Source organism: Ilyobacter polytropus DSM 2926 (assembly GCF_000165505.1).
Lineage (GTDB): Bacteria > Fusobacteriota > Fusobacteriia > Fusobacteriales > Fusobacteriaceae > Ilyobacter > Ilyobacter polytropus.
In genome coordinates, this window is the sequence record NC_014632.1 from 163,876 (window position 1) to 176,141 (window position 12,266).

The 12,266-nt window shown below is 36.7% G+C and carries 11 protein-coding genes; all 11 read left to right on the top strand.

Annotation, left to right across the window (positions count from 1 at the left end; translation table 11 throughout):
- Window positions 1-59: 59 nt before the first annotated feature.
- The 11 genes from ILYOP_RS00810 (at window position 60) to ILYOP_RS00860 (ending at window position 12,266) form a co-directional block, all read left to right on the top strand.
- The gene (locus tag ILYOP_RS00810) at window positions 60-791 is read left to right on the top strand and encodes a lysophospholipid acyltransferase family protein (protein WP_013386611.1); all 732 of its coding nucleotides are present in this window, start codon (window positions 60-62) and stop codon (window positions 789-791) included.
- 514 nt (window positions 792-1,305) lie between these two features.
- On the top strand, window positions 1,306-3,537 hold the full coding sequence (gene pflB, locus ILYOP_RS00815; RefSeq protein ID WP_013386612.1) for a formate C-acetyltransferase: 2,232 nt from the start codon (window positions 1,306-1,308) through the stop codon (window positions 3,535-3,537).
- Window positions 3,538-3,673: 136 nt separating this feature from the next.
- Window positions 3,674-4,408, top strand: a complete 735-nt coding sequence (pflA, locus tag ILYOP_RS00820; protein WP_013386613.1) for a pyruvate formate-lyase-activating protein — start codon at window positions 3,674-3,676, stop codon at window positions 4,406-4,408.
- 132 nt (window positions 4,409-4,540) lie between these two features.
- Entirely contained in the window at window positions 4,541-6,067 is a 1,527-nt protein-coding gene (locus ILYOP_RS00825) for a SulP family inorganic anion transporter (RefSeq protein WP_013386614.1), read from the top strand.
- A gap of 637 nt (window positions 6,068-6,704) precedes the next feature.
- Entirely contained in the window at window positions 6,705-7,718 is a 1,014-nt protein-coding gene (tsaD, locus tag ILYOP_RS00830) for a tRNA (adenosine(37)-N6)-threonylcarbamoyltransferase complex transferase subunit TsaD (protein ID WP_013386615.1), read from the top strand.
- A gap of 8 nt (window positions 7,719-7,726) precedes the next feature.
- Entirely contained in the window at window positions 7,727-8,230 is a 504-nt protein-coding gene (locus tag ILYOP_RS00835) for a type IV pilus modification PilV family protein (protein WP_013386616.1), read from the top strand.
- A 15-nt stretch (window positions 8,231-8,245) separates the two neighbouring features.
- Window positions 8,246-9,115, top strand: coding sequence for a hypothetical protein (locus ILYOP_RS00840; RefSeq protein ID WP_013386617.1), 870 nt, complete (start codon window positions 8,246-8,248; stop codon window positions 9,113-9,115).
- A 13-nt stretch (window positions 9,116-9,128) separates the two neighbouring features.
- Entirely contained in the window at window positions 9,129-9,647 is a 519-nt protein-coding gene (locus tag ILYOP_RS00845) for a hypothetical protein (RefSeq protein WP_013386618.1), read from the top strand.
- Between the two features lie 45 nt (window positions 9,648-9,692).
- Window positions 9,693-11,261 carry a PilN domain-containing protein gene (locus tag ILYOP_RS00850; protein WP_013386619.1) on the top strand — a complete coding sequence of 523 codons (1,569 nt, stop codon included), beginning with the start codon at window positions 9,693-9,695 and terminating at the stop codon, window positions 11,259-11,261.
- On the top strand, window positions 11,248-11,769 hold the full coding sequence (pilO, locus tag ILYOP_RS00855) for a type 4a pilus biogenesis protein PilO (protein WP_013386620.1): 522 nt from the start codon (window positions 11,248-11,250) through the stop codon (window positions 11,767-11,769). Before ILYOP_RS00850 ends, pilO begins: the two co-directional genes overlap by 14 nt.
- 23 nt (window positions 11,770-11,792) lie before the next feature.
- Window positions 11,793-12,266, top strand: coding sequence for a hypothetical protein (locus ILYOP_RS00860; protein ID WP_013386621.1), 474 nt, complete (start codon window positions 11,793-11,795; stop codon window positions 12,264-12,266).

A 12,266-nucleotide genomic window follows, 5' to 3' on the forward strand; every position in this document is an offset into this window, starting at 1 on the left:
ATAAAAATAGTATTTTGTGATAATATTACAAGAGTAATATTTTAATCGGGAGTGGTTTTATGTTGGGGTTGGTACTTGCTCTTGTGTCGGGGCTTAGTTTTTTCATTTATATGACACTATTTTATCTTCCTATAATAGTGTTTTCAGGGGAAGAAAAATCAGCGCGGCTTGCAAGGAGAGAATTTAAAAAGTTTGGAACCTGGGTTCTGGGATCTATAGGGGCTAAACTTGAGGTTATATACGAAGATAAAGAAGCAATAGAAAATCTCAAAGCAGATGACGGAATAGTGGTGGTAGGAAACCATCAGAGTAACATGGATATTCCGGTACTGTTAGCAGGATTTCCTTTTGTTGTAGGATATGTAGCCAAAAAAGAAATGGAGAAATGGCCTTTCTTCGGAGTATGGATGAAAAAATCTCACTGTGTATTTCTAGACAGAAGTAATCCGAGAGAGGGAATAAAAAGTATAAAAAAGGCTGTAGAGATTATAAAAGCCGGTTATCCAATAGCCATTTTCCCTGAGGGAGAAAGATCTCAAACTGGAGAAATAGGGGAATTTAAAAAAGGCAGCTTTAGGCTGGCAACCGAGACAAAAGGAATAATAGTGCCTGTGACAATAAAGGGTACATATGAGATTCAAAAAAGAGGCAGTGTAAAAACAAAAATGGGTAAAAATGTAAAACTTATAATTTCAAAACCTATATATGTAAAGGATATGGAGACTGCTGAGATAAAGAAGCTAGACAAAATAGTAAGGGATATAGTTGTGGAGAACTTTGAGAAATTTTAGTTCTCCTTTTTTTATGCCAAGGTTACATAAGTTACCGAAAAATAAAAAATAGTGTATTAATATGTTCTTGAAAACAAAAGAACATACCGTAAAAACACAAGTTTTGATATTCTTTAGTAATTTGATAAAAAAACTTGAAAAATTTTTCACTGTATGTTATCCTCCAATAAAGTGTAACAATTACAAAAAAATAAGAATTTCAAACAGGAATAAGAAGTATAGGTTAACAAAATAAGTATTTTTCATTAATTATAATTTTATTTTTTACACAAAAAAACACTATTAAGATAATAAAATAATGAACAATTAGATGGGGTGTTTTTAAATAGTACACTGTAATAATGTTTGACATAGTTTAATACTTGTGATATACTTATTCCGATCATTCCAAAAATGTTAATAATTTCTCTAAAGTGTAAAATTTCACTTCACTTTAAGGAGGAAGCGTAAAGTGTCGTTAAATATCGTTAAAAAATGTAATTATAACTATATAAAAATCTAGGAGGAACTCAATATGTTTGAACAATGGCAAGGGTTTAAAGGAGATCTCTGGAAAAAAGAGATCAACGTAAGGGATTTTATCCAAAACAACTATACTCCATACACTGGGGACGAGAGCTTCTTAGTTGAGCCAACTGATGCTACTAAAAAACTATGGAACAAGCTTTCAGAGATGTTTAAGGTAGAGCAGGAAAAAGGTGTCTATGATGCTGAGACGAAAGTTCCTTCTGCATTAGATGCATACGGACCTGGGTATATTGACAAAGATCTTGAAAAGATCGTAGGAGTGCAGACTGATGCCCCTCTAAAAAGAGGAATATTTCCTAAAGGTGGAGTAAGATTAGTAGAGCAGGCTCTTGACGCATACGGGTATGAGCTTGATGCCTTTACAAAAGAGATCTTTACTAAATACAGAAAGCACCATAACCAAGGTGTATTTGATGTATACACTCCTGAAATCAAAGCAGCTAGAAGTAACGGTCTAGTAACTGGACTTCCTGATGCTTACGGAAGAGGAAGAATCATCGGAGATTACAGAAGAATAGCTATTTACGGGTTAGATAAACTTATTGAAGATAAGAAATCTCAACTTGATCTTCTAGATGTAGATACAATGACAGACGATATCATAAGAAGAAGAGAAGAAGTTTCCGAGCAAGTAAGAGCTCTTCAAGCATTTGGAAAAATGTGTGCATCTTATGGGTTTGACATATCAAAGCCAGCTGAAACAGCTCAAGAAGCTATACAGTTTGTATACTTCGCATACCTTGGGGCAGTAAAGGACCAGGATGGAGCAGCAATGTCACTGGGAAGAACAGCAACATTCTTGGATATATACATCAACAGAGACTTAGAAAACGGAAAAATAACTGAAGAAGAAGCTCAAGAGTTTATAGATCAGTTCATCATGAAGCTTAGAATCGTAAGATTCTTGAGACCGCCTGCATACAATGAGTTATTCTCAGGAGATCCAGTGTGGACTACTGAGGTTCTTGGAGGAGAAGGTACAGACGGAAGAACTCTAGTAAGTAAAACTTCATTCAGATACCTAAATACACTATACAACCTAGGACCAGCACCTGAGCCAAACTTAACAGTACTTTGGTCTAGAAAATCTCCAGAAAACTGGAAAAAATTCTGTGCAAAAGTATCTATTGATACATCAGCACTTCAATATGAAAATGACGACCTTATGAGACCTCAATTCGGAGACGACTATGCTATCGCTTGTTGTGTATCTCCTATGAAAGTCGGAAAAGGGATGCAGTTCTTCGGAGCGAGAGTAAATCTTCCTAAAGCACTTCTTTACGCTATAAATGGCGGTAAAGATGAGAAATCAGGAAAGCAGGTTGCACCTCACCTTGCACCTATAACTTCTGAATACCTTGACTTTGACGTAGTAATGGAAAGATATGAAGAGGTACTTAAGTGGCTTGCAGGAGTATATGTAAGAGCTCTAAACATCATCCACTACATGCACGATAAATATGCTTATGAAACATTTGAAATGGCTCTACATGACCTTGAGATCGAAAGAACTCAGGCTCACGGGATAGCAGGAGTTTCAATTGTGGCAGACTCACTTGCAGCTATCAAAAATGCAAAAGTAAAAGTAATAAGAGATGAGGCTGGAATGGCAGTAGACTTCGAAATCGAAGGAGACTACGAGGCATTTGGAAACAACCATGACGAAACTGACCAATTTGCTGTTTCAATTACTAAAAAATTCATGGACATGATAAGAACTCATCAAATGTATAGAGGAGCTAGACCTACTCAGTCTATCCTAACTATAACTTCAAACGTTGTATATGGTAAGAAAACAGGAGCGACTCCTTGCGGAAGAAAATCTGGAGCACCATTTGCACCAGGAGCAAACCCAATGAACGGAAGAGATAAAAAAGGAGCTATAGCAGCCCTTACTTCAGTAGCCAAGCTTCCGTTTGAGCATGCAAATGATGGAATCTCTTATACATTTGCAATCACACCTGCAACTCTTGGAAAAGAAAAAGAGGACAGATGCAACAACCTTGTGAACTTAATGGATGGATACTTTGAACCAGCTGGTGGACATCACCTAAATGTAAACGTATTTGACAAGGCACTTCTAGAAGATGCAATGGCACATCCTGAGAAATATCCACAACTTACAATCAGAGTTTCTGGTTATGCAGTTAACTTCACAAAACTTAACAAAGAGCAGCAGCTTGACGTTATATCTAGAACAATCAATGAAAGAATTTAATTTGTAACTGTAAAGAATAAGGGGAATCCTAGGGATTTCCCTTATTCAACTTATTTAATAATTTTTAATAGGAAGATTTTTGGCAAAATCTCCGTATTAAGAATTATAAAATTATTTATAAGGATGGAGATGAAAAATGGGTAAAGTATTGGGAAAGTTACACTCATACGAAAGCTGTGGAACAGTAGACGGACCGGGTCTGAGATATGTAGTTTTTACACAGGGATGTCCTTTGAGATGCAAATACTGCCATAACCCGGATACTTGGCATATGCCAGATGCCAGCTATGAAGAGGATGCCAACTATATAGTAAAAGAGATATCTAGATACAAACCTTTCTTTAGAAACGGCGGAGGAATGACTCTTTCAGGAGGAGAACCTTTTATGCAGGCTGAGTTTGCAAAGGAGTTATTCAGGTTGTGTAAAGAAAATGACATCAATACCGCGGTTGATACCAGCGGAATATATCTAAATGATACAGTCAAAGAAGCGCTAGAATATGTGGATCTAGTTCTTTTGGACATAAAGTGTATAGATCCTGAAATATATAAAGATCTCACAAAGGTGGAGTTAGAGCCGACACTTAAATTTGCAAGATATCTGTCTGATATAAAAAAACCTGTATGGATAAGGCATGTCCTTGTACCTGGGATCACTGACAGAGAGGATTTGCTAGAAAAGCTGGGCGACTTTATAGCTAGCCTAGAAAATGTAGAGAAAATGGAGATACTGCCTTACCACAGCCTAGGCGAATATAAGTGGGAGGAGCTAGGATATGAATATGAACTTAAGGGTGTAGAGCCTCCTACAAAAGAGGCTGTGGAAAAAGCTAAGGAGATATTCAGAAAAAAAGGTGTACCGATAAGATAGATCTATCTAAAACCGAACACCGAATCGTTCTTAAACTTGTCAAAAAATATAATTCATGATATAATAGTGTCTGATTTATGAAAAATGATTTTTTTTTAAGATATATTAGTTTGTATTTTGACAGGAGGAAGAATGAGTAGTTTTTTAAAAGAAAAATTGAGTATCAAGGATGATGTCTTGGCTGGACTTACTGTGGCTTTTGCCCTTGTTCCAGAAGTGGTTGCCTTTGCTTTTGTAGCGGGGATTGACCCTATAGTGGGACTTAATTCGGCAGTTATAATCGGTCTTTGTACAGCGATCTTCGGAGGAAGACCTGGGATGATTTCCGGGGCGGCAGGAAGTATTGCGGTAGTATTTACTGCATTGGTGGCTCTGCATGGTGTAGAGTATTTATTTGCAACAGTTGTGGTTATGGGAATAGTCCAGATATTGGTAGGAGTATTAAAATTTGGAAAATTTGCCAGAATGATACCACATTCTGTGATGCTTGGATTTGTAAATGGTCTGGCAGTGGTAATATTTTTGGCTCAACTGAGTCAATTTAAGGTAGACGGCGTGTGGATGTCTGGAATTCAGCTATATGCAGTTTTAGGTTTGGTGGCACTTACAATGGGTATAATCCATTTTCTTCCAAAGCTGACAAAGGCTGTACCTGCCTCACTAGTGGCAATAGGAGTCACAACCGGACTTTCTATGTGGAGTAACAAGATGGGAATTCACATACCAAATGTTCTTGAATTCTCAAAGGGTGGTATAGCCGGAGGATTACCCAAATTTCACATTCCAGAAGTGCCTTTAAGTTTTGAAACTTTAAAAATTGTACTTCCTTTTGCAGTGACTGCGGCAATGGTAGGACTTATCGAGTCACTTCTTACAATGTCTCTTATAGATGATCTTACAGACACCAGAGGACAGGCCAACAGAGAGAGTATCGGACAGGGGATAGGAAACTTCATAAACGGACTGATGGGTGGAACAGGTGGTTGTGCTATGATAGGACAGTCTATGATCAACCTAACAAGTGGAGGAAGAGGAAGAATTTCCGGAGTATCTACAGCCCTTGCTTTATTGTCATTTGTGTTATTTGGTTCAAAGATTATAGGGATAATACCACTTGCAGCTTTGGTCGGTGTAATGTTTATGGTTGTTATTGAGACATTTGCATGGGAAAGTCTGAAATATAGGAAGAGAATACCTAAAAAAGATTTCCTTATTATAGTTATTGTTGCAATAATAACTATAGAACACGATCTGGCTCTCGCAGTAATAGTTGGGATAATAATATCTGCCCTTATCTTTGCATGGGAAAAAGGAAAAAGAATCTCGGCAGAAACAAAGGTCAGTGAAAGCGGGACTAAGACATATATTTTAGAAGGACCTCTGTTTTTTGGATCTGCAGCAAACTTCAAAGAGTTGTTTGATGTACAAAATGATCCTAAAGTTGTGGCAATTGACTTTTGTAAATCAAAGGTTACAGACCACTCGGCTATAGAGGCGATCAATAATATAACAGACAAGTACAGACAGGCTGGGAAAAAGCTGAAGCTTAAACATCTTAGCAGTGACTGTTATGAACTTTTGAAAAATGCAGAAGAGATAATAGAGATAAATATAGTAGAAGATCCAAAATATTTTGTGGCAGACAACGAACTTGCCTAAGAGAGGCAGCCTGGTTTCAGGCTGTTTTTTTTAATTAACTCAGGCTACTATTTGAAAATATTGTTATAAATTACTGAATTTACAACAATATTAGAGTCAAAAGATTTTGTCACGAATGAAAACCGATAAAAGGCAAAAAAATTAACACGAATAAAGATAAAACCTTTTGGCCACAGAGGACACAGAGAAAAGAAGAGAGTTTCACAGAGTGAAAATAAAAATCTTTTAATTTTCAGACTACTTCCCCCCTTTAAAAAATATCGTTAAGAAATCATCTTGTGAAATCCACTTTCATTGAAATAAGGAGGTTTACCGACTATATTTCAATAGAAAGTTAGTTCAGAAGTGATTTGACTTAGAAAATAATGAGTAAAACGAATATATTTTCTAGTTCTTGTAAATTTTTTTACAAGTTTCATTAATTTTAATTGGGTGCCTTTTCTTTGGTTACTTTTGCCCTGACCAAAGGGAGGAAATGCCCTTGGGGTACTTTGGGCAAGCAAAGAAAGTAACAGAAGCTTTTGGATAAATTCAATACTTGGTTTAACTTAGTAAGAGGTGTTTGGATTCTTTTTTTTTTAGATATTTAATGGTATAATTTTAAAATGGAATAAACTACAAAAGGGAGTTGAAAACAATGATAATTTTGGGAATAGAAACTTCCTGCGATGAGACTTCTGTTTCAGTGGTCAAAGACGGGAAGGAGATCCTTTCAAATATAATATCTTCTCAGATAGAGATACATAAAGAGTACGGCGGGGTCGTGCCAGAGATAGCATCTAGACATCATATCAAAAACATAGCTGCCATAATGGAGGAAAGTTTATCTGAGGCAAAAGTGACCTTAGATGATATAGACTATATAGCTGTAACTTATGCTCCTGGACTTATAGGGGCTCTCTTAGTGGGCTTGTCATTTGCAAAGGGGATATCCTATGCCCATGACATACCGATAATACCTGTGCATCATATAAAGGGGCATATCTACAGCAACTTTGTGGAAAATGACGTGAAGCTACCTCTTATTGCCCTGGTAGTATCTGGGGGACACACAAACATAGTGCATATAGATGAAAATCATAAGTTCACCAATCTCGGGGGAACTCTAGACGATGCTGTGGGAGAGAGTTATGACAAGGTATCTAGGGTAATGGGTCTAGGTTACCCAGGAGGACCTGTGATAGACAAACTAGCGTACCTAGGGGACAAGGACTCTATAAAAATGCCTGAACCTAAGGTGGGAGAGTATGACTTCAGCTTTTCAGGGATAAAAACTTCTGTGATAAACTATGTGAATAAGATGAAGATGAAGGGTGAGACTTTCAGAGAGGAAGACCTGGCTGCGGCCTTTCAGCATAAGGTAGTAGAGATACTGTGCAAGAAGACCATAGGAGCAGCTGTGGAGAAAAAAGTGAATAACATAGTAATAGCAGGAGGAGTGGCTGCAAACTCACTCCTCAGAAAAGAGCTGAAAGAGAAGGCTAAAAAATCAGGTATAGAGGTGTATTATCCGTCTATGGGTCTGTGTACAGATAATGCCGCCATGATAGCTGTGGCAGGATACTATAAGGTGACATACGGAGATGAAAAAAACAAGTTTGGTGATCTAAGGTTAAACGGGATAGCCACCCTGCCTATAGACAGGGACTAGGAGGAAAAATGAGGAAGAAGCTGGGGACGAGCTATACAGAGGTGCTTATTGCGATATCTATATTTTTGGTGGGAGTGATCCCTCTCTTAGCAAGTCTCAACTTATCCTTTGAAGCCACTATTTACAACAGAAACTTTACCAAGGCTCTGGAATACAACAGACAGCTCATGGAGGAGATAAGCTCCTATCTTCCTACTGAGGTAAGCGGTTACGATAATCTAGGTACAATTTATGATGAGATAGAAGATATATGTGGGGAAAGAAGTGAAAGTAAAAGTGAAACAAAAGGAATCTATACGATGCCTGACTGGGATGACAGTGACTTTGATTTTGCTGAAAGTAAACTTGTGGACGACAGCATCTACAGGACAGTTGAAGTAGGAAGTTTTACCGAAGGAACTGATGAAAGTTTCGATGTGACGGTGACTAGCTACCTCACGAGAAACAACGAATATCTTGCTAAAAGCATATTAAAAATAAATCTTGTGGACGAAACGAAAACGTCTGAATAATGTGGAGGTGAGTCTTTGAAAAAGAAAAAAGCCTATTCTATGATAGAGCTGATAATGGCAATAGGCTCACTTCTGCTTGTTTTGGGAGTTTTTTCTGTGATAGTTAAAACATATCTGGAGGAGTTCAGCGAAGGGACACTTGGTGAGAGGAAATGGGCCGATGTCCAGACTTTTTTCACCTATGTGAACAGGGATCTAGAGGAATTATCTGAGGGTATGGGATCAGGGGAAACACTGGAAATTAACTCCAACGGAACTATAGAGATAAAGTCATCAGAGGGGACTACGACTGATTCTGTTGTTTATTCGGTGGATAGTACAGGGAATATAAGCAGAGACGGAACTGCGATTGTAAAGGTGAATAAAAATTTTAATATAGATGGATTGGGGTTAAAAGTATATGAAAACACCCTAGTGGAAAACAGTATAAATTCCAATTGGGAATATGACGAACTAGAGGACGATCCTGTAATAATTACTTCTGAAGACGGATCGAATTATTACATAGAGCCGGTAATAAGCCTGTCAGAGGGCAGTGAAATAACGGGTGGATATGCCCTGAGGTTTGAGAATGTAACCACGACAACAGAGCTTACAACAGAATGGACCCAAACAGTAACAGAAGCTGATTTAAGCACGATAACTATAAGTGACACAGGTTATGTTGGTGAGATAAGAGACATTATGCTAACGGCTACGTATAGTAGTGGTAATAGTAATAAAATTAACAGTGTAAAATATAATGGGACTACGGATACTACTACACCATATGAGTGGGAAGGCCAAAGTATTGGTTCTACTATGGAATTTATATTTAATATGGCAAATGGTGCCAATGGTAGCAATAAATATATTGAAATCACAGTTACTCTCAGTGAGCCTTGATAGGGAGGGGTCGATGAATAGAAAAGCATTTATACTACCTTTAGTTTTACTCATACTTGCCCTCATGAGTGGTATAGCTGTGGTGCTAGGGAGGCTCTCTAGTGAGAAGACTCTGTCGCTAAAAAATCAGGAGAGGTCCTATTATGCTGAGGAGATAACTGTGATACTAGTTGATGAAGAAACAACTGATGATTCTAGTGGTGAAGATACAGGAGATGAAAGTGAAACTGAAGATTTGATAGGACCCAAAGTATATACATTACAATTATATGGTAAAAACCAAGGAAAGACTACTGTATCTATTGAAACTATTTTTGATGGGGTTGCTTTTGAATATGGAGATTATATCGTAAAAATAGTTAGTAATTCTGATAAACTATCAGCAGTAGAGGTTGATACAACATCTATCTCTTTGGAAAACGATATATTTGAAGGGCCAGCTAATATTACGGCAGGATCAAAATTGTATCTTACCAATAAGTCAAATGCACTTAAGACGATAGAAATAACTGTGACGTTAACACCTAACTAATTTAAGTTAAGAAGCAAAAGATATTCCAAGCAACTGGAGGGGCAGATGAAGAAAAGACTATCTATAGAGCTTACTGAAAATTCAATAAAGTTTATATTAGGTGCCCAGGGAAAGAACGGGATAAGTATAGAGGATATACACAGAGAGGCTATTTCTTCTGAGCAGAAAGGGAATATATCTTCCTCTGTGGAAAAGATAAAAGAGATAATAGAATCCAAGGGCTGGACAAGATACAAAAAAGTATTATTATGCAGAATAGACAGCATGGAACATGTGATGATAGAGCTTCCCAATGTACCTGAAGAGGAGATGGAGTCGATAATCAGGAGGAAACTTGAAAATCAAAAACTGGTAGACGATGCTGACAAGATAGCCTACGGGGCTATAGGGGATTTTAGCCCAAAAATGCTGCAAGGTGTCTATACGCAAGTTATGACACAGGAGTTTCTTGAAAAAATATCTTTGCTTAAGCTTCATGGGATAGACTTCGAACCCTTTGCCGCTGACAGAGGAATGAGGAAATACGCAAATAAAAAAGAAAACAGTTTCTTTATAGATATACAAGATACACACACTATAGCGGCAATATATTTTAAGGATAAGCTGTCTTTATACAGAAAAATCAACGTGGGAAGAAGGGATTTTGTAAAAAGTATCTCTGAAATACTGAATATAGAAAAAGAAAAAGCGGATGAATACCTCAAAGAACACAGCTATGTAAGTAATATAAAGGCAACGGAGCTAATGGAAAGAGGCGTAGATATAGGGCCTCAGCTAAACATGGCCTGTGAATCTACCTTGGCCAAGATCCTAAGGAAGGCTGTACAGTATATAGATTATTTTCAGTTTAAACATTCCGGTGAGGTTCTCAATACAGTTTATTTCTCAGGAGGCGAGCTAAAGACTGAAGATATAAGGGCTGCCCTTGAAAGAGAACTGTACATAGGAAACATTTACGACTACAACGTGAAATCCGGATTCCTAGAAAGTGATCTTACCCAGGAAATTTTTAGTGATAACAATTGGAATCTATTGGCCGGAACGATGCAGAGTGAAGAGGGAATATACAGGCTTAAGAGCAAGCTTAAGCTTCCCTTTAAAATAAATAAAAACCCTGTGTATATCTTTTTAGCGATAGTATTTGTTATGTTCTGCAGCATAAAGTTTGGATATTATAAGATGCAGGAATTAGAGCAGACAAAACAGATAAAGATGATATCTGAAAAAAACAGAGAACTTTCTGATTATATAAAAGAGTCAGATGCTTTAGAAAAAAAGATAAAAAATGTAAAAAAAGATACGGATTATCTTTCTAAAAGAATAGGTAAAAATACAATTTTCAACAATTTTTTATATGAGGTATCTGAAATTCTCCCTGAAGAAATATATTTTGAGGAGATAAAGTATTCTGGTGATAGGGTTCACCTGGAGGGAAAGGCAATCTCAGATGATGATTATGCAGAAGTTTATATAAATGAACTTTTGAGCAGTCTAGAGGGAATAACGGGCTCTGTAAGGTTACTGAAAACTGTGAAATTTCAGCAAAATAACAGAATAAATGATTTTTCTATAGAGGTCAAACTTTCCGGCGGTGAAAAAAATGAAAAAAAATGAGAAACAGGCAGTGCTACTACAACTACTTGTATGCCTTACCTTTTATATACTTTTTCAAAATATAATAATGGTAAATTTGAAAAAAAGAGTTGAGAGCAACAAAAACACAATAATACAGCAGAAACAGAAGTATGTGGAAGATGTCAATAAAATAAATTCACTGGAGAAAAGATACAGAGATTATTACAAAATGAAATATCAAAGGGATTATATGCAGGCAAAGCTTGTAGGTAAGGGAGAAGAAAGATATCTTACTGAGGAGCTGACAAAACTCAGTAAGAAAAATAATATAAAACTGTCAAATATAAACCTCGCTCAAAACATGAGTGAAAATGACCATAAATATATATTTAATACTGAGTTTGAAACGGATTTTCTAACTTTGAAAAACTTTTTAGACGATATAGATAACCTAGAAAAGAATATAAACCTAGAAGATATGAATATCTCGAGGGAAAACTTTAATTTGATTGTGAAGGCTACTTTTTCTATATATACAACAAACTGATATCTGTAAATAAGGGGCTTTTTATGAGGAAAAAACTTGATTTTCAAAATTTAAAAACCAAAGCGACTGGAATTGGGAAAATACATGTTATAATTGCTGGAATTATTATATTTCTTTTTATGGGATTGTATCTGAAATTTTCAGAAAAAGATAATTTTAATATGCTTATGGAGATAAGCCCTAGACATGATTTTTCCGGGGATAAGATAAAAGATGAAGAGTGGAAGAAATTTCAGAGTAGTATAGAGGCTGAAAATAATGAGAAAAAAGAGCTTACAAGGAATATATTTCATTCCTACGGACAGGGTGAAGACGGGAAACCAGAATTGACCGGGATTATCCTTGGTAAAAAAAAGAGTGCAACTTTTTCAGACGGTCAGATTTTACAGGAAGGAGATAGTTTTAATAGTCTTGTTGTGAAGTCTATAAACCGCAGAGAGGTGGTGCTGGTAGACAAGAAAGGTGAAAAAAAAGTACTTGAACTTTGGAGGCAATAA

Excerpts from the sequence above, each read along its gene's own strand:
- ILYOP_RS00810 (WP_013386611.1), top strand. The coding sequence starts at position 60 with ATGTTGGGGTTGGTACTTGCTCTTGTGTCGGGGCTTAGTTTTTTCATT.
- pflB (WP_013386612.1), top strand. The coding sequence starts at position 1,306 with ATGTTTGAACAATGGCAAGGGTTTAAAGGAGATCTCTGGAAAAAAGAG.
- pflA (WP_013386613.1), top strand. The coding sequence starts at position 3,674 with ATGGGTAAAGTATTGGGAAAGTTACACTCATACGAAAGCTGTGGAACA.
- ILYOP_RS00825 (WP_013386614.1), top strand. The coding sequence starts at position 4,541 with ATGAGTAGTTTTTTAAAAGAAAAATTGAGTATCAAGGATGATGTCTTG.
- tsaD (WP_013386615.1), top strand. The coding sequence starts at position 6,705 with ATGATAATTTTGGGAATAGAAACTTCCTGCGATGAGACTTCTGTTTCA.
- ILYOP_RS00835 (WP_013386616.1), top strand. The coding sequence starts at position 7,727 with ATGAGGAAGAAGCTGGGGACGAGCTATACAGAGGTGCTTATTGCGATA.
- ILYOP_RS00845 (WP_013386618.1), top strand. The coding sequence starts at position 9,129 with ATGAATAGAAAAGCATTTATACTACCTTTAGTTTTACTCATACTTGCC.
- ILYOP_RS00850 (WP_013386619.1), top strand. The coding sequence starts at position 9,693 with ATGAAGAAAAGACTATCTATAGAGCTTACTGAAAATTCAATAAAGTTT.
- pilO (WP_013386620.1), top strand. The coding sequence starts at position 11,248 with ATGAAAAAAAATGAGAAACAGGCAGTGCTACTACAACTACTTGTATGC.
- ILYOP_RS00860 (WP_013386621.1), top strand. The coding sequence starts at position 11,793 with ATGAGGAAAAAACTTGATTTTCAAAATTTAAAAACCAAAGCGACTGGA.